Genomic DNA, 19,350 nt, shown 5'->3' on the forward strand with positions numbered 1-19,350 from the left:
GCGGGGGCGTTGCGGGTCAGCCGGCCAGCAGGTGCTCGAGGGCGGCGATGCGCAGCACGCCCACGAGGGCGCCGTCGGGTCCCGTCACCACGTAGTGGGGGTACTCCCGGGCGGCGACGGCCCGCAGCAGCGACTCCTCGCGCAGCCCGGCGTCGAGCACGGCGTCGGCGGGCAGGTGCTGCAGCACGGACGTCAGCGGGGTGTCCGCCCGCCGGTCCGCGGGGACGGCCTCGGCCGCGGCCGGCAGGAGCAGACCCACCACCTGGCGGTCCGCGGAGACCGCCAGCACGTGCGGGACCGTGCCGTCCGGGTCGGCGGCGCCGGCGAGGTGGTCGGTGATCACCCGGTCGGTGTGGGCCAGGGAGGCGCTCGCGGGCACCGCCACGGCGGGTTCGGCCAGCGCGGCGGCGCTGACGCCGTGCACGCGGGACAGCACGGCCGCCCCGCGCAGGGAGGCGCCGGCGCCCTGCCACATGAAGCCGGCGATGAGGACGACGAGCACGAGGGCCACGGGCTGGCGCCACAGGCCGGTGAGCGCGGCCCCGGCGACGAGGCCCACGGCGAGCAGCCGGCCCGTCCAGGCCGCCACCACCGTGCCGTGGTGCTCCCGGCCGGTGGCCGCCCACACCAGGGCCTCGACCACGCGGCCGCCGTCCAGGGGCAGGCCGGGCAGCACGTTGAAGACGCCCACGATGAGGTTCGCCCACGCGGTGAGGTCGAGCAGCACCCAGCCGAGCGTGGGGGACGGCTCGCCGGTGCGCAGCAGCGTCCAGCCGGCGAGGCCGAGTGCGAGGTTCACGGCGGGTCCGGCCAGCGAGACAGCGGCGGAGGCCAGCGGGGTGCTGCGCACGTCCCCGAAGTGCGTGTGGCCGCCGAGCAGGCTGAGCACGATCCGGCCCGTGGGCCAGCCGAAGGCCCGGCCCGTCCAGGCGTGGGCCAGTTCGTGCAGCAGCACGGACAGGGCCAGGGTCAGGGCGAAGCCGAGGGACGCGGCGTAGTTGAGCGCGCCCAGCCGGGGGTAGGCCTCCATGAGCACCGGGGTGTAGAGGAGCACGGTGACGGCGGCGATCACGAACCACGACCAGGAGAGGGTGACGGGGACCCCGCCGATCCTGCCCAGGGGGATGCCCTCGGTGCGGGTCCGGCTCACGCGCGGGCCCCGGCCACGATGCGTCCGAGGTCCTCGGGGCCCACGCCGGCGAGGCTCGGCAGCACGAGGTCGGCGCCGGCGTCGTCGAGCGGGACCATGTTGGGCACGCCCACGGTGAAGATCCCGGCGGCGGTGGCCGAGCGGATGCCCGTGCGGGAGTCCTCGACGGCGACCATGCCGGCGCGCTCCAGCGGCCGGCCGGCCCGCTCGGCGAGGCCGGCGGCGCCGATCCGGTACGGGTCGGGGGCCGGCTTCGCCGGGTGGCCGAGGTCGCCGGTGACGACGACGTCGAAGACTCCCGGGCCGCCGAAGGCGTCGAGGACGACCTCGGCCAGGGGCGTCTCGCTGCTGGTGACCAGGGCCAGGGGCACGCCGCGCGCGCGCAGGGCGGCGACCAGCTCCGGCGCCCCCTCCTTGTAGACGACCCGTTCCCGGGTGCGGGCCGCGACCCGGGTGATGAGCCGGTCCACGATCTCGCGGATCCCCAGGCGCACGCCCTGGCGCTGGAACACGGCGGCGGCGTCCTCGAGGCCGGTGCCGACCATGGCCAGGGCGTCTGCCTCGGTCCAGGTTCCCCCGTGCGCGCGGACCAGCTCGATCTCGGCCTCGATCCAGTACGGCTCGGTGTCCACGAGGGTCCCGTCCATGTCGAACAGCACGGCGGTGGGCAGGAGGTCGTCGGGGGGCGCGGAGGGGAGGCGGGACATGGCCTCCATCGTAGTGTCCGCAACACGGGGCTCCTCCGGCCGGAGCCCCTTGCCGTCGATGCCCCGGCGCGTAGTGTGGGTTCCGTGAGCAACAACTTCGACGAGACGTTCCCCCGCCCCCAGGCGGGGCCGTTCGGCGTGGTCCGCGAGGACGGTGACCAGGAGCGCGTGACCGTCCTGGTGGCCGCGTTCGAGGGGTGGAACGACGCCGGGGACGCCGCCACGGACGCCGTGCAGTTCCTGGCCGGCCACTACGGGGCGAAGGACGTCTTCGAGGTGACGTCGGACGACTACTACGACTACCAGTTCTCCCGGCCGATCGTGCGCCGCGGCGCGACCGGCGACGTGAAGATCGTGTGGCCCACCACCCGGCTCTCCACGGCCACGGTGCCCGGCACCAACCTGGACCTCGTACTCCTGCACGGGTGGGAGCCCTCCTACCGGTGGCGCTCGTTCACCGCGGAGCTGCTCGCGCAGGCGACCCTGCTCGACGTCGACTTCGTGGTGATGGTCGGCGCGCTGCTCGCGGACGTGCCGCACACCCGGCCCATCCCGGTGACCAAGACCTCCGACACCGCGGAGCTCCAGGAGGAGCTGGGCATCGACTCCTCCCAGTACGAGGGGCCCACCGGGATCGTGGGCCTGCTCTCCCACATGGCCTCCCTGGGCGGGTTCCCCACGGTCAGCCTGTGGGCGGCGGTGCCCCACTACGTGGCGCAGTCCCCCTCCCCGAAGGCCGAGCTGGCCCTGCTGCGGGAGCTCGAGGAGCTGCTCAGCATCACGCTGCCGCTGGACTCCATCGCCGAGGACGCCGAGGCGTGGGAGCGCGGGGTCAACGAGCTCGCCTCCGACGACCCCGAGATCGCCGCCTACGTCCAGCAGCTCGAGGAGGCCAAGGACACCACGGACCTGCCCGAGGCCACCGGGGACGCGATCGCCAAGGAGTTCGAGCGCTACCTGCGCCGCCGCCGCGACGAGAAGTGAGCGCCGCCGGCCCCCGGGGAACGGGAGCCGAGCGCCGAGGGGCGGCACCCGGGACCGGGTGCCGCCCCTCGGCGCTCGCACGGGACCGGGCCCGCGGGCGGGTCAGAGCTCGATGCCGAGCCGGGCGTCCACCAGGTCCCGGACCAGCCGGGCGTCCGCCCCGCAGGGCCCCGGGGTGCTGCCGGTCAGGGCGTCGGCGGCCCACGCGTCCAGGGCCGCCAGCGCCGCGGGGGCGTCCAGGTCGTCGCTCAGGGCGGTGCGCACGGCCTCCAGCAGCGGGGCCGCGCTCCCCTCGGGGGCCACGGCCAGGGCGCGGCGCCACGCGTCCACGCGGGCGACGGCGCCGGCCAGCACGAGGTCGGTCCAGTACCAGTCGTCGGTGTAGCGGTGGGCCAGGATCGCGGTGCGGATCACGGCGGGGTCCACGCCCTGGGCCCGCAGGGCGGACACGAGCACGAGGTTGCCCTTGGACTTGGACATCTTCTCCCCGTCCAGCCCGACCATCCCGGTGTGCAGGAAGTGCCGGGCCATGGGCCGGCCCGTCAGCGCCCAGCAGTGGCCCGCGCCCATCTCGTGGTGCGGGAAGACGAGGTCCGAGCCGCCGCCCTGGACGGTGAACGGCGCGGGCAGGTGCTCGAGGGCGATGAGCGAGCACTCGATGTGCCAGCCCGGGCGCCCCGCGCCCAGCGACGCGCCGTCCCAGGCGGGCTCGCCGGGGCGCTCCGCGCGCCACAGGAGCGGATCCAGCCGGTGCCGCTTGCCCAGGCGCTCGGGGTCCCCGCCGCGCTCGGCGAACAGCGGCAGCATCTGCTCGGGGGTCAGGTGGGAGACGTCGCCGAGCACCCAGGCGTCGTCGTCGTCGGTGGGCAGGGCACCCGCGGCCTCCACGTCGAAGTAGACGTCCCCGTCCGGCTCGCCGTCCCGGCCCTCCACCCGGTAGGCGAGGTCGCGCGCCACGAGGCGTTCGACGGCGGGCACGATCCAGCCGACGGCCTCGGTCGCGCCCACGTAGTGCTGGGGCGGCAGGACGTTGAGCGCGCTCATGTCGGTGCGGAACAGCTCGGTCTGCTCGGCGGCCAGCTCCCGCCAGTCCACGCCGGTGGCCTGGGCCCGCTCGAGCAGGGGGTCGTCCACGTCGGTGACGTTCTGCACGTAGTCCACCGGGGTGCCCGCGTCCAGCCAGGCCCGGTGCAGCAGGTCGAAGGCCACGTACGTGGCGGCGTGGCCCATGTGGGTGGCGTCGTACGGGGTGATCCCGCAGACGTAGAGGCTCGCCCGCTCCTGCCGGGGCAGCTCCACCCGCCGCCGCAGCCGGGTGTCCTGCACGACGGGCAGGGCCGCCTCGCCGGGGAGGTCGGGGACGGGTCGGGCGGACCAGGCTTTCATGCTCACCTCGGGTGGTTCGGGGATCGGACGACGGCCGCGGGGCCTCACCCAACCTACCGGACCGGCCGGCGCCGCCGATCCCGGGGTGACGAACGGCTCAGGCGCTGATGACCCCCAGGCCCAGGAGCACGAAGATGGCCAGGCCCAGCGCGATGCGGTACCACACGAAGATCGTGTAGCTGCGGTTGGAGATGTAGTGCATGAACCAGCCGATGATCACGTACGCCACCACGAACGCGATGCCCGTCGCCACGAGCGTCTCCGTCATGCCGTAGGGCCCCGCCTGCGGCCGGCCCAGGGACTGCGCCAGCTTGTACAGCCCCGAGGCGAACACCGCCGGGATGGCCAGCAGGAACGCGTAGCGGGCGGCGGCCTCGCGCGTGTAGCCCATCAGCAGCCCCGCCGTGATCGTGCCCCCGGAGCGCGAGACCCCCGGGATGAGGGCCAGCGCCTGGGCCAGCCCGAAGAGCACGCCGTGCTTGACGGTCAGGTCGTCCAGGTGGCGGGCCTGCCGGCCCACCCGGTCCGCCACCGCCAGGATCACGCCGAAGACCACCAGCATCGTGGCCGTGATCCACAGGGAGCGGAACTCCGTGTCGATGTAGTCCTCCAGCAGCAGCCCCAGCACGCCGATGGGCAGGGAGCCCAGGATGATCAGCCACCCCATCCGGGCGTCGGGGTCCGAGCGCTCCACCCGGCCGACCAGGGACAGCGTCCACTGCTTGAGGATCCGGACGATGTCCCGCCAGAAGTAGATGATCACGGCGGTCTCGGTGCCCAGCTGCGTGATGGCCGTGAACGCGGCCCCGGGGTCGGCGCTGTTGGGCAGGAGCTCGCCCACGATGCGCAGGTGCGCCGAGGAGGACACCGGGAGGAACTCGGTCAGGCCCTGGACGAGGCCGAGAATGATGGTTTCGATCCAATTCACCCGGCCACCCTACGGCACCGTCCGCCCCGTGGACGGCGGGACAGGCCCGGACGCGGCAGGAACGGCCCGCCGTGCGGGCCGTTCCGGGGACGTGCTGCGGGGATCGGGGCTCAGCGGGCGGAGCGCGCCTCGTCCGTGTCGTCGAGGTCCTCGTAGTCCTCCTCGTCGACGAGGTCCTCGTCGAGCATCTCGTTGTCCTCCAGGAGCTCCTCGTCGTCGTCCGAGTCGTCCTCGTCGTCGTTCTCGTCGTCGTCCGAGTCGTCCTCGTCGGAGTCGTCCTCCTCCGCGAACACGGTCAGCGGGGTGACCTCGTCGTAGGCGTCGTAGAGCGCCTCCTCGTAGGCGTCGAAGGCGTCGGCGATGGCGATGTAGGCGCCGTCGACGGCGGGGTCGTCGTCGCTGCGCCGGTTGGACGCGGCGACGAGATGTTCTTCGAAGGCGCTCACGAGGGCCTGCAACGCGGCACGAGGGTCATTGCTCATGGAGTAGACGTTAGCGCTATTCCGTGCAGAATGGGGACCGATGAGAGAACAAGTCCGGACCAGCTCGGCGACCCTCACGAGGGACGCCGACCAGCGCTACGAGTACCTCCTGCTGACCGTGGCGCCGCACGAGGCGCTCGGCGACGCACGGGCCCGGCTCAGCGAGCACGCCGAGTACGGCAAGTGGGAACTGACCCGTTCCGTCCTGCTCTACGGCGGCACCCGCAAGTACTGGATGCGCCGCCGGGTGATGCGCGTGGAGCGCACCGTCTGAGCCCGGAAGCCCTCCCCCCACCGGCCGGGCTCAGCCCCCGACCGGGCCCAGCAGCGCCTTGGCCACGGCCGCGTGCACGGACTCGTCGTCGGAGGGGTGGTAGATCCCGGCGAGCACGTCCCGGTACAGCCGTTCCAGCTCCCGGCCCCGGGAGTACTGCGCCCCGCCGGAGGTGCGCATCGCGAGCTCGACGACCTGACGGGCCGCCTCGGTGGCCCGATGCTTGACCCCGGAGAACAGCAGGAACCAGCGGGGACCGTGCTCCGGGGCACCGGCGGTGCCGAGGGCGTCGACGTCCGCGGTGAGCCGGAGCAGCTGCAGCTCCACGCCGTCGCGCAGGAGCGCGGCCTCGGCGATCTGCCGGCGGACGTCGGGGTGCTCGGCTCGCGGCGGTCCCCCGCCGCGGGACCGCCGGGTGCTCGCGATCTCCACGGCCAGCTCCACCGCACGGTCCGCGATCCCGGTGTAGACGGCGGCCAGGAGCAGCTCGAAGCAGCCGAAGACGCCCCACACCACGGGGTCCGGGTTCGGCCCCACGGGAGTGCGCGTGAGCACCTGCTCCGCGGGCATCGGCACCGAGCGCAGCACCGTGGTGCGGGACTGGGAGGCCCGCATGCCCATGGTGTCCCAGTCGTCGAGGACCTCGATGCCCTCCGCCGCCCGGTCGAGGAGGCCGAACACCAGCGCAGCACCGTCCTCGGCGTCGTCGCGCGCGTGGACGATCAGCCGGGTCCACACGGGCGAGAGCGAGGTGAAGATCTTCGTTCCCGTGATCCGGTAGCCGTCCTCGGCGGTCACGGCGGTGGTGTCGGCGTCGAAGAGCACGGAGTCGTTGCCGGCCTCCGAGATGCCGAAGGCGAAGATCTCCCCGGCCGCGGCCTGCTCGAAGATGTGGTCGGCCCGGGCGTCCCCGCGCAGGCGCAGGGTGTGCGCCACGCCCACCAGGACGTGGTGCATGTTGATGCCCAGCGCCGTGGCGGGGGCGGCCGCGGCGAGGCGGCGCTGCGCGGCGACCGCCTGCTGCAGCGTGAACCCGAGGCCGCCCCGGTCCCGCGGCACCAGCATGAGCGGATAGCCGATGCGCACCAGGTCCGCGAAGTCCTCGTCGAAGAACCGGTTCTCCCGGTCGTAGCCGGCGGCGCGCTCGCGGAACGTCGCCAGCAGGTCGTCCGGGAGCAGGGTCTCGGGCACCAGGTCCCCGAGCGACCGGTCCTCGGAACGTGCGGGCTCGGGCAGTGCGGGCTCGGGCTCCGGCCCGGTCGGGTGGGGCATCTCGCTCCTGTCGGCGGTCCTCGGGGCGGAGGACGCTTCGGTGGTCGTGGGCGCGTCGGTGGTCGTGGGCGCGTCGGTGGTGGTGCGGTGCGTCGGTGGTGGTGCGGCGCGTCGGTGGTGCGGCCTCGGTACCAGTTCAGTACCGGGCCAGCAGCCGGTGCGGCCTCGGTACCGGTTCAGTACCGGGTCAGCAGCCGGTGCAGCACACGGGAGCCGAACTCCAGCGAGTCCGTGGGCACGCGCTCGTCCACGCCGTGGAACATGGACGGGAAGTCCAGCTCGTCGGGCAGCCGCAGCGGCACGAACCCGTAGCCGGTGATGCCGAGCGGGTCCAGGGACTTGTTGTCCGTCCCGCCGGAGAGCATGTACGGCAGCACGACCGCCTCCGGGTCCTCGGCGTGCAGCGCGTCGACCATGGCGTCGACCACGGTTCCGGAGAACGGCACCTCGAGGGCGATGTCGTCCGACTCGAACTCGAAGGACACCCCGTCCCCGGCGAGCTCCGCGAGCTTCTCCAGCACGACCTCGCGCTGGCCCGGCAGGTAGCGCACGTCCAGCCCCGCCTGGGCCGAACCGGGAATGACGTTGACCTTGTAGCCCGCCTCGAGCATCGTCGGGTTCGCCGTGGTCTGCAGGGTCGCGCCCACGAACCGGGCGACGGAGCCGAGCTCGGCGAGCAGCCGCTGGGGGTTCTGGGGGTCGAACTCCACGCCCGTCAGCTCGGTGACCGAGTCCAGGAACGCCCGGGTGGTCTTGGTGAGCTCGACGGGCCACTGGTACTCGCCGATGTCGGCCAGCGCCCTCGACAGCCGGGTGACCGGGTTGTCGCCGTTGATCTGGGAGCCGTGCCCGGCCGTCCCCTGCGCGTTGAGGCGCAGCCACATGAGCCCCTTCTCCGCGGTCTGCAGCAGGTAGGCGCGCCGGCCCCCGATGGTGGCCGAGTAACCGCCGACCTCGCTGATGGCGTCGGTCACCCCGTCGAAGAGCCCGCGGTGGTGCTCCGCGATCCAGTGGGAGCCGTACACCATGCCGGCCTCCTCGTCGGCGAAGAAGCCGAAGACGATGTCCCGCCGCGGCCGGTCCCCGGTGCGCACCATGTGGCGCAGCACCGAGATCATCATGGCGTCCATGTCCTTCATGTCCACGGCGCCGCGGCCCCAGATCATGCCGTCCCTGATCTCGCCCCCGAACGGGTCCACGGACCAGTCGGCGCCGATCGCGGGCACCACGTCGAGGTGGCCGTGCACCAGCAGGGCGTCGGCGGAGGGGTCGGTCCCCTCGATCCGGGCGAAGACGTTGGCCCGGCCGGGCGCGGACTCGAGGACGGTCGTCGAGAGACCGACCTCCTCGATCAGCCCGGCCACGTACTCCGCGGCCCGCCGCTCCCCCTTGGCGTCGCCGCTGCCGTAGTTGGAGGTGTCGATGCGGATGAGGTTGCGGCAGATCTCGACGGTCTCGCCCTCGGGCGACGACGACGCGGCCGCCGCGGCGGGAACGGTCTGAGGATCGGTCATGGCGGTCCTTCCTGGGGTTCCTGGTGGGCGGGTGGGGCTCAGCGGACGGCGGTGTCGCGGCCGGGATAGCTCAGCAATACGAGACGTCCGGACTCCTCGACCACGACGACCTCCTCCGTCTCCTCGGGGGCGTCCTCGGGGGCGACCTCGAGCCGGTACCCGTCTGCGGTCTCGACGGCCACGCCCTGGACGGCGAGCGTCTCGTAGCGGGAGGTGTCCGCGTGCCGGCGCTCGAGGTAGAGGCTGCAGTACTGCGAGCTGCCCTCCGTGGCCCGGTGCACGAAGTCGTGGGACAGCAGCCCGCAGGCCTCGACCCAGTCGCGCTCGGCCATGGCGTCGACGAAGGCCCGGGTGGTGCCCTCGGGCGTGCCGAGGTCGGGACCGCACCCGGTCAGACCCACGGCGGCGGCGGCGAGGCACAGCCGCAACGGACCCCGGACGCCGGAGGCGCGGGTGGCGTGGACGGTCATCGGGCTCCTCTCCGGGCGTGCCCTCCCAGCCTATCGTCACCTGCCACGGACCGTTCGCCGCAGGCACGGCACCACGGTGCCCCCTCCGCGGCGGAGGCGGCTCTGCGCTCGGCGGCCTCGCGGTCACGCAGCGGGCGGCGGGGTCGGAGACCCCGGTGGGGGGCGTTCCGGGGTCGCGGAGCGTGCCGCTCAACGGCGCGAGAACCGCTCACTATAACCACGGGAATACGGGCCTGTCGGCACATTCCGTGATGTCGCCGTTATTGTTCCGTGATAGGCGACACAATTTCACACATTTCCTATTTGCAATCGGAATTCCTTAGCATTTCCGTGGGCGCCTTCCCCAGCCCAATCTGTCTCGTCGTCCGGCCGGACGACGATAGCCCCCCGCCGCGCGGAACCCCCAACTTTTCCGTGCGTGCAGACAGACCAGGAAGCAGAAGCACCCATGGCGAAACATCGCTGCGCCCCCGCGCGCCGTCACGGCCGCATGGCCGCTCTGGCCCTCTCCGCCGGCATCGGCGTCACCACCCTCGCCGGCACCTCCCTGCTGGCCGCTCCGGCCCATGCCGCCGTGCCGGACATCGTCGCGGTGGACGCGGCCACCCGTCAGGCCGACGCACAGTTGATCCTCGACGAGATCAACCGCTACCGCGAGTCCCTCGGCGTGAAGCCGCTCAAGTACTCCGCCACGCTGTCCCAGGTGGTGCAGAAGGAGTCCGACCGGCAGGTCGTCGAGGAGAAGTTCTCCCACAGCACCGCCTTCCTCACCGACCCGCGGACCGGGCCCTGGACCAGCGCCAACGAGGTCATCGCCCTGGAGCACCACCGGGACGTGCGCGCGCTGGTGACGTGGTGGAAGTCCTCGGCCGCCCACGACAAGGCGATCAAGGACCCGCGCCACGAGGTGATCGGCATCGGCCTCACCTACGCGGACGGCCGGCTCGAGAACACCGGGCAGCCCTGGCAGGTGCTCTCCACCGTCAACCTCTACGGGTACGCCAACGGGGGCGCCCCCGCGGACGCCTCGACCCGGGTGAACGGGGCCCCTGCCTACACCTACGAGACGCCGACGCCCGTCCAGACCCCGGCGGGCTACGGCGTGGCCGGCGCCATCGGGGCGAAGTACCACGCCCTGGGCGGCGCCCCGGTCCTCGGTCCTCCCGTGACGGCGGAGCGCGGCGGCCTGCGCGCCGGAGGCGCCTATCAGGAGTTCGCCCTGAACGGGCGCACGTCCACCCTGTACTGGAGCCCCTCCACGGGCGCCCACCGGGTCGAGAACGCCACGGTCATCGGCCAGAAGTTCGTGGCCGCGGGCCGGGAGAACGGCTACGGCTTCCCGACCACGGAGGAGCGCCGACTGGCGGACGGGTCCTCCTACCAGGTCTTCTCCCGGGACGGGGTCCTCACCAAGGTGCTGTGGACGCGCGCCCACGGCGCCCGCGCCGTGAACGAGACCGCCCCCATCGGCCGCGCCTGGAAGGCCGCCGGCTACGAGCGGGGCTACGGCTACCCGGTCACCGACGAGATCCGCTCCGGGGCCACCGTCTACCAGCGCTTCTCCAACGGTTACAAGGTGAACTGGTCGCCGGCCACCGGTCAGGTGTGGGTCACCGGCTGGTGACCCCGGCGCCCCGGGACGAGTTCCCCGGGGCGCCGGCCGGGCTCAGTGCTCGAGCACGATCTTGCCGAAGTGGCGGGCCGACTCCATCTCCCGGAACGCGTCGGCCGCCTCGGCCAGGTGGTGGCGACGGTCGATCACCGGGCGCACGCCGGTCGCCTCGAGCGCGCGGACGAAGTCGGCCTGGTCCCGCCGGCTGCCCACCAGCAGCCCCTGGAGCCGCGCCTGGCGCGCCATGAGCAGCGCTGTGGGGACGTCGCCCGCCGCCCCGGTGAGCACGCCGATCAAGGAGATGTGGCCGCCGATCCGGACGGCCCGGAGGGACTGCGCCAGCGTGCCCGGCCCGCCGACCTCGATCACGTGGTCCGCGCCGCGTCCGTCCGTGAGCTCCTGGACGGCGCGCCCCCACTCGGGGGTCTCGCGGTAGTTGATCACGTGGTCCGCGCCGAGCCGGCGGACGCGGTCGAGCTTCTCGTCGGACGAGGACGTGACCACGACCGTGGCGCCCATGGCCTTGGCGAGCTGTGCGGCGTAGACCGAGACGCCGCCGGTGCCCAGGGCCAGGACCACGTCCCCGGCCCGGAGCCCGCCGTCCACCACGAGCGCCCGCCAGGCGGTGACACCGGCCGTGGTGATGGTCGCGGCCTCGGCGTGCGACCACCCCGCCGGGGCGCGCGTGAACCACGTGGCGGGACGCACCACCGCCTCGCGGGCGTAGCCGTCGAGCCCGTCCCCGGGGACCCTCCGGAAGTTGCCGTCCACGGGCGGGCCGTCCTGCCACAGCGGGAAGAAGCAGGAGACCACGGCGTCGCCCTCCGCGAGGTCGTCGACGCCCTCCCCCACGGCCTCGACGACGCCCGCGCCGTCGGCCAGCGGGATCCGTCCGTCCTCGGTCCGCGTCCCGCCGGAGACCACGAGGTAGTCGTGGTAGTTCAGGGAGCTGGCGTGCACGCGGACGCGGATCTCGCCGGGGCCCGGCGCCCCGAGGTCGGGTGCGTCGCCGAGCTCGAGCCGGTCCAGGCCGCCGGGGGCGGAGAGGGTCAGTTGCTTCACGGGTGGTCCTCCTGAAGGTGCGGGGTCGTCGCTCGACGCCCACGATAGCTGCCGCAGCCCTGCGAGTCATCAGCACGCTTTCCATTCCCCGGGGTGCCGATCGGAGCGACCTCCCCTGTGCGCGCCCCGGACGGCCGTGGCCGTCCCGGGCGCGTTCCGCGGGTCGCGCTCAGTGGGCGCCCACCGCGCGGGCGTGCCGGACCGCGGCCTCGGCGCCCTGGGTCCAGCGCTCCCCGTGGCCGGGCAGCACGGTGCGCGCCCCGGTGGCGGCCACCGCGTCGAGGGAGTCGAGGGCCACGGCGGAGTCGTTGGTCGCGGCCGCGGCGACGATCTGCGGGCCGCGCCGGCCGGTGTAGGGGTCCAGCGTCACGAGTGCGTCCCCGCTGAGCACGGTCCCCCGGTCCGGCAGGTCCAGGACGCAGTGCCCGTCCGTGTGACCCGGCGTGTGCACCACCACCGGCCGGCCCGGGACCGGCAGGGCGGAGCCGGCCTCGAGCGGGCGCAGCTCCCGCACGCCCTTGACCGTCAGGGCTCCGGCCGCCGCCATGCGGCCGAGCAGCGGCAGGGACCGCGGGTGGGTGAAGGGGTAGAGGAACCGGTTGCGCTCGGGCCGGTAGCGGTACGGGTGCGCCGCCAGCCGCGCGTCGTCCGGGTGCCCGTAGACGGGCAGCTGCCACTCCTCCTGCGCGCGGCGGGCGAAGCCGACGTGGTCGAAGTGTGCGTGCGTGAGCACCAGCGCCCTGACCTCGTCGGGGCGCCGCCCGCGCTCCTCGAGGCCCGCGAGCAGCATGGGCCACATGCTCGGCAGGCCGGCGTCCACGAGCGTGACGCCGTCCTCGTCCTCGACCAGGTAGCAGTTGACGTGGGCGTGGGTGATGCGGTGGATGCCGTCGGCCACTTCGGGGGTGAACATGGGTCTCCTCACTCGATCAGTGTGCTGATCATACCTGCCGGCTCCCGACACCGGCCGGGTGACCGCCCTGCCGGACGGGACGCCCGGTACCATGAGCTCAAAGCGCGGCCCCGGCCCACGGATCCCCCGGTCCGGCCCGACCAGGCCCTGCACTCCCCCGACCTGCCCCCCGAAAGGTCCCGCTGTGATCGATCAGCGTCCCGAGACCCTGCCCTCCGTCGAGATCGTCGCCGTCCCCTTCCACCGGTTCCGCCGGCACCGGTGGGCCCTGACCTTCGTCCCGGCCGACGGCGGCAGCCCCGTCCGCCGCACGTTCCCGGAGTTCCGGGACGCCGTGGTCGCCGCCCGCGCCCTCGCGCTGGCCCGGCGGGCGCCGGTCGGCGCCTGAGCCCGCCCGGGTCCGATCGGGCAACCGTCTCAGCGGCCTCCCGAGGGTTCTCCCGGGCGCGCCGGGGAGTCGACGCTCCCGTCCGGCACCTCCCAGGCGACTCCTCCGGAGGTCACTCGGCGGAGGTCACTCGGCGGAGATCACTCGGCGGAGATCACTCGGCGAGCGCCTCCACGAGGACGTCGGCGACGGCCTGGCTCGACTGGGGGTTCTGTCCGGTGATCAGGTTGGCGTCGCGGATGACGTGGCTGGACCACGCGGGCCCGGTCTCCACGACGGCCCCCTTCTCCCGCAGCACGGTCTCCAGGAACCAGGGGGTGTTCTCCCCGGTGCCGCCGCCGAGCTCCTCCTCGTTGGTGAAGGCGGTCAGTCTCCGTCCCGCGAAGAGGAACGTCCCGTCGTCCTGGGCGCTGAGCAGGGCGGCGGGGCCGTGGCAGAACGGGGCGATGAGCCGCCCGGCCCGGTCGGAGGAGGACAGGATCCGGCCGAGCGAGGGGTCGTGGACGAGGTCCGCCATGGGGCCGTGGCCACCCGGCAGGACCACGGCGTCGTAGTCGTGCTCGTCGACGTCGGCCAGGACGCGGGGGGCGGAGAGCTCCGCGTCGATCTCCTCCAAGTACGCGCGGAACTCGTCGGCCCGCTCCTGGCCGCCGGTCATGTCCGGGGAGAAGCTGGCCTGGTCCACGGTGGGGCGGCGTCCGCCGGGGGTGGCGATGTCGACGGTGTGCCCGGCCCGGCGCAGCGCCCGGTGGGCGACGACGAGCTCCTCCGCCCAGTAGCCGGTGGGGTGCTCGGTGCCGTCCCGCATGGTGAGGGAGTCGGCCGCCGAGACGATCATCAGAACACGGGCCATGATGGGTAGCTCCTCAGCTGTGGTGTCTGTCCGGGTGGTGTCTGTCCGGGGGCGAGCGGATCAGCCCGCGGCGGTGAGCTCCTCGTACGTGGCGTCGTCGAGCTCGAGGCCGGCGGCGCCCATGTTCTCCTCCAGGTGCTCGAGGGACGCGGTGCCGGGGATGGGCATGAGCACCGGGGAGTGCCGGAGCAGCCAGGCCAGGGAGACCTGGGCGGTGGTGGCGCCGAGCCGTTGGGCGGCCCGGTCGACGGGCCCGCCCGGGCGGGCCAGCTCCCCCGCGGAGATCGGGGCCCAGGGGATGAACCCGATGCGGTGCTCCGTGGCGTGGTCCAGGACGTCCTGGGAGGTGCGGTCGGTGAGGTTGTAGCGGTTCTGCACCGTGGAGACGGTGAAGTGCCGTCCCGCGGTCACGAGCTGCTCGACAGTGACCTCCGACAGGCCCAGGGCCCGGACCTTGCCCTCCTGCTGGAGCTCCCGCAGGACGCCGAACTGCTCCTCGGCGGGGACGGACGGGTCCACGCGGTGGAGCTGGAGCAGGTCGAGGGTGTCCACCCGGAGCTTGCGCAGGCTCAGCTCGGTTTGCTGGCGGAGGTACTCGGGCCGGCCCAGCGGGATCCACTTCCGCGGTCCGGTGCGGGCGAAGCCCACCTTGGTGGCGACGCGCACGCCCTCGGGGTACGGGTGGAGGGCCTCGGCGATGATCTGCTCGCTGACGTCGGGGCCGTAGGCGTCGGCGGTGTCGATGAAGTCGACGCCGAGCTCGACGGCCCGGCGCACCACGCGCAGGGCGTTCGCGCGGTCGGCGGGCTCTCCCCACACACCCTCGCCGACGATGCGCATGGCGCCGAACCCGAGCCGGTGGACGGTGCCGAGATCGCGGAGATCGATGGTGCCGGGAACGGCTCGGGCGGTGGTCCGGGTGTTTTCCGTCATGCGTGCCGCAACGAGTCCGCCCGTGCGCTTATTCCGCCCGGCGGCCCAGGGGGCGCCGCTATGCTGACCGGGATTCCGGCACGACCGAGGAGGTCACCATGGCCCAGCACGACGACGACCGGCACGACGAGCAGCACGAGAACCCGAACGAGGACCGGCACGAGGACCGGCAGGACGAGCGGCGGGACCGGCGGCGCACGGTCGTGATCACGGGCGCGAGCGACGGCATCGGCGCCGCCGCCGCCCGCGAGCTGACGGCACGGGGCCACGACGTCGTCGTCGTCGGTCGTTCGGGCGAGAAGACCGCGGCGGTGGCCGGTCCCCTCGGGGCACGGCACTTGACCGCGGACTTCGCACGGCTCGACGACGTACGACGGCTCGCCCGCGACCTCCGGGAGTCGGTCCCGCGGATCGACGTCCTGGTCAACAACGCCGGCGGGATCTTCGACCGCCGCGAACTCACGCCCGACGGGCACGAGATGACGTGGCAGGTCAACCACCTGGCTCCCTTCCTGCTCACCCACCTGCTGCTCGACGGGCTCCTGGCGGAGGGGGCGGCGGTGCTCAACACGTCCAGCATCGCGTCCCACATCGGCCGGCTCTCGCCGGAGACCCTCGTCGACGACCGGCGCTGGTCCCCGCAGCGTGCCTACGGGGACACCAAGCTCGCCAACATCCTCTTCACCCGCGGACTCGAGCGCCGGTACGGGGCGCACGGCCTCAGCGCCGCGGCCTTCCACCCCGGGGGCGTCGCGACCAACTTCGCCTCCGGCACCACCACCGCCCTGCGCCACCTGTACCGCACGCGCCTGGGTCGCCGGCTCATGATCACCCCGGAGCAGGGCGCGGAGACCCTGGTGTGGCTGGCCGAGGGCGCCGCCGGCCAGGACTGGCGCTCCGGGGGCTACTACGAGAAGAAGAAACCCGCCCGCGCCCCGTCCCGCGCGGCCGACGACGCGCTCGCGGACGCCCTGTGGCAGCGCAGCGCCGAGCTCGTCGGGCTCACCCCGGGACACCCGGCCGGCTGAGCACCAGGGCGTCGACCTTCGCCCAGAGCTGCTCGACCGTCCCGTCGTTGACGAGGACGGCGCTGATCCAGCGCGGGTCGATGCCGGCCTCGGAGGGGTGCGGGTCGTCCGGAGCGGAGGTCCCGGGGCGCACCACGTGCACCACCCGGCCCCCGGCGGCCGTGATGGCTTCGGCCTCGACGTCGAAGCGCACGTCCGTGAGCACGACCGGCCCACCCAGCCGGCGGGCCGTCTCCAGACCGCGGTCCGCCCACACCCTCTTTCCGAAGACGGCCTTGCCGGCCTCGTTGCCGACCTTCTGCAGCAGCGTCCGGATCTCCCGGTGCACCGGGTCCCGCGCCTCGTCCTTGAGCCGGCCCCAGTCCCCGTCCACCTCCGCCAGAACCGTGGCGAGCCGCAGGGGTCGGCCGTCCCGGACCCCCACGAGGGGGTCCAGCTCCGTGAGGAACAGTCTCAGCGGGTCCGCGAAGGCCACCCGGGTGTAGCCGTGCGCGAGCACGAGGCGGTCGCCGCACGTGTCCTTGCCCGACTGCTTGCGCCCGTGCAGCCCGATCAGCCACGGGCGGGGGTCCGGTTCCTGCGCCATGACGGGCCTCCTCCGGTCGTTCGCCGACGTGTTCCAGCGTACGGACCGGGGCTCGGGGGCGCACTCGCGGCACGTCGGTTAGAAATTGCACTATGATGTTGTAAGTGCAACATCAACTCGTCCTGCGGCTCCCCCGATGACGGAGGGAGCGCGGGAGCAGCGCATGCGGCGGACACGCCGCGCCCTCGTCGCCGGCGCGCGCCGGCTGACCGCCGAGCGCGGGCTGGCCGGGTTCACCGTGGACGAGCTCTGCGCGGGGGTCGGGATCTCCCGCCGGAGCTTCTTCAACTACTTCGCCTCCAAGGACGACGCCGTGCTGGGCACTCCGGCCCGGGACCCGCTCGAGGCCTTCGGCGAGGAGTTCGTCGCCGGTGGCTCCGCACCGGACGGGCCGCCGCTGCTGACGGCCCTGCAGGAGCTGGTCGTGCGGTCCTTCGCCCTCCTGGAGGGTCCCCCCGACCGGACCCTGCTGCTGGAGGTGCTGCGCCGCGAGCCCGTGCTGCTCCAGCGGCTCACCGAGACCATGGACCGCCGGCTGGCCGAGCTGACGGAGCTCATCGCGCGCCGGCAGCGCTGCGGGGCCGGGGACCCATTCCCCGGCGTGGCCGCCGCCGTCCTCGCCCACCTCGCGGGGCACACCGTCCACGAACTCCTCGATGCCCGGCCGGCCGGCGCCGACCCGGACGAGGCCCCGCCGCTGGAGGAGTTCGCGGAGCTGCTGGCCCGCAACGTCCGCCTCGCCGGGACCCTGCTCTCCCCTGCGGCGACCACCCCGGCGGCGACACCGGGCGCCCCCTCGGGCACGCCCTCGAACACCTCCCACGACACCTCAGCCACGTCCCCGGACACCGAAGGAAGCCCATGACCACCACCCCGCCCGCGGCCGCGCAGGACGCCCCGCTGCTGGTGCTGACCCAGAAGCGGATCTGGATCATCTTTTCCGCCCTCATCGCCGGGATGATGCTCGCCAGCCTCGACCAGACGATCGTCTCCACCGCCATGCCGACCATCGTCGGCGAGCTGGGCGGCGTGGAGCACCAGGCCTGGATCACCACGGCCTACCTGCTGGCCACCACCATCGTGATGCCCGTCTACGGCAAGTTCGGCGACGTCCTGGGCCGGCGCAACCTCTTCCTGATCGCCATCGCGCTGTTCACGCTCGCATCGGTGGGCTGCGCCGTGGCCACCGGGTTCTGGCAGTTCGTGACCTTCCGCGCGATGCAGGGCCTCGGCGGCGGAGGACTGATGATCCTCTCCCAGGCGATCATCGCGGACGTCGTCCCGGCCTCCGAGCGCGGCAAGTACATGGGGCCGCTGGGCGGCATCTTCGGGCTCTCCGCCGTGGCGGGGCCGCTGCTCGGCGGCTACTTCGTGGACCACCTCACCTGGCAGTGGGCGTTCTACATCAACATCCCCATCGGCATCGCCGCCTTCGCCATCGCGTGGTTCGCCCTCACGCTCCCGCACAAGCGCGCGACCCGCAGGATCGACGTCGCCGGCGTCCTGCTGCTGTCCGCGGCGACGACCTGCCTCATCTTCTTCACCGAGTTCGGCGGCAACGCCGAGCACGGCTGGGGTGCGACCGCCACCTGGGCCTGGGCGGGCGGCATGCTCGTGGCCACGGCGCTGTTCGTGTGGAACGAGACCCGGGCCGAGGACCCGATCATCCCCCTGGGCCTGTTCCGCAACCCGGTGTTCGTCAACGCCACCGCCATCGGTCTCACGCTGGGACTGGGGATGTTCGCCGCCATCGCGTTCGTGCCCACGTTCCTGCAGATGTCCTCCGGGACCTCGGCCGCGGAGTCCGGGCTGCTCATGGTCCCCATGATGGTCGGGCTGATGGGCACCTCCATCTGGTCCGGCCTCAGGATCTCCCGCACGGGTCGGTACAAGGGCTACCCGCTGGCGGGCACGCTCGTCACGGCGTCGGCCATGCTCGCCATGACCACGCTGGCGTCCGACACGCCGATCTGGTTGATCTGCGTCTACCTCTTCGTGTTCGGCGCGGGCCTGGGCCTGATCATGCAGGTCATCGTCCTCGTGGTGCAGAACGCCGTGGACCCGTCCCTGGTGGGCACGGCCACGAGCACCAACAACTACTTCCGCGAGGTCGGTGCGGCCCTCGGCGTGGCGATCTTCGGGGCGATCTTCACCAACAACCTCTCCGAGAAGCTCACGGCGGTCTTCACCGGCGCCGGGGCCTCCTCCGCCCAGGCCGGGGAGGCGACCGCGACCCTGGACCCGCAGACCCTGGCGCAGCTGCCCGAGCCCGTCCGCGAGGGCATCGTCACCGCGTACGCCGACTCCCTCGCCCCGGTGTTCTGGTACCTCATCCCCTTCATGCTGCTGGCCTTCCTGCTCGCGGTGTTCCTCAAGCAGATCCCCCTGTCGGACACCGCCGGCATGGTGGCCCGCGGTGAGGCGATCGGCGGCGCGGAGGCCGTGGCCCACGAGGCCGCGGCGAGGGCGGCCGCGGCGGACGACGGCGCCCGCCGTGCGTCGTCGGCCGGACCCCCCGCTCCCTGACGGGTCCCGGCGTCCGGCAGTTCCGGGGCGGGAGCTGGCCGAAAGGCCATGTGCGAACGGGAACTCCCGCGGTAGATTGAGGCGCGGGCCGGGTCCACGCCCGGCCCGGGCACCCCCCACCCCCGGAAGGAACTGTCATGATCAGACTGGTCGGCGAGTTCGACGCGTTCTTCAACCCCAACTTCACGGCCATCCTTGGCATGTTCTTCGACCTGGTCCGCGCGGTGCTGCTCGGCGGCTGAGCCCCGGTCCACCCCGCGCCGTCGGCGCCGCCGGAGCTCC

Annotated in this window: 20 protein-coding genes; 7 read left to right on the top strand and 13 right to left on the bottom strand. The window is 73.3% G+C overall.

The features are described 5' to 3' along the window. Window positions 1–16: 16 nt before the first annotated feature. Complete coding sequence (locus ACYVM4_RS05935) at window positions 17–1,150, bottom strand: site-2 protease family protein (protein ID WP_460667955.1); 1,134 nt, start codon at window positions 1,148–1,150, stop codon at window positions 17–19. Continuing rightward, on the bottom strand, window positions 1,147–1,857 hold the full coding sequence (locus tag ACYVM4_RS05940) for an HAD family hydrolase (RefSeq protein WP_368819698.1): 711 nt from the start codon (window positions 1,855–1,857) through the stop codon (window positions 1,147–1,149). Before ACYVM4_RS05940 ends, ACYVM4_RS05935 begins: the two co-directional genes overlap by 4 nt. A 75-nt stretch (window positions 1,858–1,932) precedes the next feature. Between ACYVM4_RS05940 and ACYVM4_RS05945 the strand changes: the two genes are divergently transcribed. Beyond that, entirely contained in the window at window positions 1,933–2,841 is a 909-nt protein-coding gene (locus ACYVM4_RS05945) for a PAC2 family protein (protein ID WP_368819699.1), read from the top strand. A gap of 102 nt (window positions 2,842–2,943) precedes the next feature. On the opposite strand, the gene mshC is transcribed toward ACYVM4_RS05945, so the two are convergent. The 3 genes from mshC to ACYVM4_RS05960 form a co-directional block, all read right to left on the bottom strand. Further along, on the bottom strand, window positions 2,944–4,227 hold the full coding sequence (gene mshC / locus ACYVM4_RS05950) for a cysteine--1-D-myo-inosityl 2-amino-2-deoxy-alpha-D-glucopyranoside ligase (protein WP_368819700.1): 1,284 nt from the start codon (window positions 4,225–4,227) through the stop codon (window positions 2,944–2,946). A gap of 97 nt (window positions 4,228–4,324) precedes the next feature. Then, a complete protein-coding gene (locus ACYVM4_RS05955) occupies window positions 4,325–5,155 on the bottom strand; it encodes an undecaprenyl-diphosphate phosphatase (protein ID WP_368819701.1) in 831 nt (276 codons plus the stop codon). Between the two features lie 110 nt (window positions 5,156–5,265). Continuing rightward, window positions 5,266–5,637, bottom strand: coding sequence for a primosomal protein (locus tag ACYVM4_RS05960; RefSeq protein ID WP_368819703.1), 372 nt, complete (start codon window positions 5,635–5,637; stop codon window positions 5,266–5,268). Window positions 5,638–5,677: 40 nt separating this feature from the next. On the opposite strand from ACYVM4_RS05960, the gene ACYVM4_RS05965 reads away from it, so the two are divergent. Beyond that, on the top strand, window positions 5,678–5,911 hold the full coding sequence (locus ACYVM4_RS05965; protein ID WP_368819704.1) for a DUF5703 family protein: 234 nt from the start codon (window positions 5,678–5,680) through the stop codon (window positions 5,909–5,911). A gap of 30 nt (window positions 5,912–5,941) precedes the next feature. Here ACYVM4_RS05965 and ACYVM4_RS05970 read toward each other — a convergent pair whose 3' ends face one another. The 3 genes from ACYVM4_RS05970 to ACYVM4_RS05980 form a co-directional block, all read right to left on the bottom strand. After that, window positions 5,942–7,183: an acyl-CoA dehydrogenase family protein gene (locus tag ACYVM4_RS05970; protein WP_368819705.1), complete on the bottom strand. Its 1,242-nt coding sequence runs from the start codon at window positions 7,181–7,183 to the stop codon at window positions 5,942–5,944. Window positions 7,184–7,359: 176 nt separating this feature from the next. After that, a complete protein-coding gene (locus ACYVM4_RS05975) occupies window positions 7,360–8,697 on the bottom strand; it encodes a M20/M25/M40 family metallo-hydrolase (RefSeq protein WP_368819706.1) in 1,338 nt (445 codons plus the stop codon). 38 nt (window positions 8,698–8,735) lie between these two features. After that, window positions 8,736–9,167, bottom strand: coding sequence for a hypothetical protein (locus tag ACYVM4_RS05980; RefSeq protein WP_368819707.1), 432 nt, complete (start codon window positions 9,165–9,167; stop codon window positions 8,736–8,738). A 490-nt stretch (window positions 9,168–9,657) separates the two neighbouring features. Between ACYVM4_RS05980 and ACYVM4_RS05985 the strand changes: the two genes are divergently transcribed. Continuing rightward, window positions 9,658–10,791 (top strand): CAP domain-containing protein, encoded by a 1,134-nt coding sequence (locus tag ACYVM4_RS05985; RefSeq protein ID WP_460667956.1) that lies wholly within the window; start codon window positions 9,658–9,660, stop codon window positions 10,789–10,791. A gap of 42 nt (window positions 10,792–10,833) precedes the next feature. On the opposite strand, the gene ACYVM4_RS05990 is transcribed toward ACYVM4_RS05985, so the two are convergent. Beyond that, window positions 10,834–11,841, bottom strand: coding sequence for a zinc-dependent alcohol dehydrogenase family protein (locus ACYVM4_RS05990; RefSeq protein ID WP_460667957.1), 1,008 nt, complete (start codon window positions 11,839–11,841; stop codon window positions 10,834–10,836). Between the two features lie 169 nt (window positions 11,842–12,010). After that, window positions 12,011–12,754: an MBL fold metallo-hydrolase gene (locus ACYVM4_RS05995; protein ID WP_368819710.1), complete on the bottom strand. Its 744-nt coding sequence runs from the start codon at window positions 12,752–12,754 to the stop codon at window positions 12,011–12,013. Window positions 12,755–12,938: 184 nt separating this feature from the next. On the opposite strand from ACYVM4_RS05995, the gene ACYVM4_RS06000 reads away from it, so the two are divergent. Then, window positions 12,939–13,142 (top strand): hypothetical protein, encoded by a 204-nt coding sequence (locus ACYVM4_RS06000; protein ID WP_460667958.1) that lies wholly within the window; start codon window positions 12,939–12,941, stop codon window positions 13,140–13,142. A gap of 154 nt (window positions 13,143–13,296) precedes the next feature. Here ACYVM4_RS06000 and ACYVM4_RS06005 read toward each other — a convergent pair whose 3' ends face one another. Continuing rightward, window positions 13,297–13,995, bottom strand: coding sequence for a type 1 glutamine amidotransferase domain-containing protein (locus ACYVM4_RS06005; protein WP_368819712.1), 699 nt, complete (start codon window positions 13,993–13,995; stop codon window positions 13,297–13,299). 60 nt (window positions 13,996–14,055) lie between these two features. Further along, window positions 14,056–14,928 carry an aldo/keto reductase gene (locus ACYVM4_RS06010; RefSeq protein WP_368819713.1) on the bottom strand — a complete coding sequence of 291 codons (873 nt, stop codon included), beginning with the start codon at window positions 14,926–14,928 and terminating at the stop codon, window positions 14,056–14,058. 98 nt (window positions 14,929–15,026) lie between these two features. On the opposite strand from ACYVM4_RS06010, the gene ACYVM4_RS06015 reads away from it, so the two are divergent. Continuing rightward, complete coding sequence (locus ACYVM4_RS06015; RefSeq protein WP_368819714.1) at window positions 15,027–15,956, top strand: SDR family NAD(P)-dependent oxidoreductase; 930 nt, start codon at window positions 15,027–15,029, stop codon at window positions 15,954–15,956. On the opposite strand, the gene ACYVM4_RS06020 is transcribed toward ACYVM4_RS06015, so the two are convergent. After that, entirely contained in the window at window positions 15,931–16,542 is a 612-nt protein-coding gene (locus ACYVM4_RS06020; protein WP_368819715.1) for a deoxynucleotide monophosphate kinase family protein, read from the bottom strand. The two genes, ACYVM4_RS06015 and ACYVM4_RS06020, sit on opposite strands and share 26 nt — an antisense overlap. A gap of 163 nt (window positions 16,543–16,705) precedes the next feature. Here ACYVM4_RS06020 and ACYVM4_RS06025 point away from each other — a divergent pair, with 163 nt between their 5' ends. Continuing rightward, window positions 16,706–17,407, top strand: coding sequence for a TetR/AcrR family transcriptional regulator (locus ACYVM4_RS06025; protein ID WP_368819716.1), 702 nt, complete (start codon window positions 16,706–16,708; stop codon window positions 17,405–17,407). Continuing rightward, a complete protein-coding gene (locus ACYVM4_RS06030; protein ID WP_368819717.1) occupies window positions 17,404–19,068 on the top strand; it encodes an MDR family MFS transporter in 1,665 nt (554 codons plus the stop codon). The genes ACYVM4_RS06025 and ACYVM4_RS06030 overlap by 4 nt, the downstream gene beginning before the upstream one ends. Window positions 19,069–19,350: the final 282 nt, after the last annotated feature.

Source organism: Kocuria himachalensis, assembly GCF_054784195.1.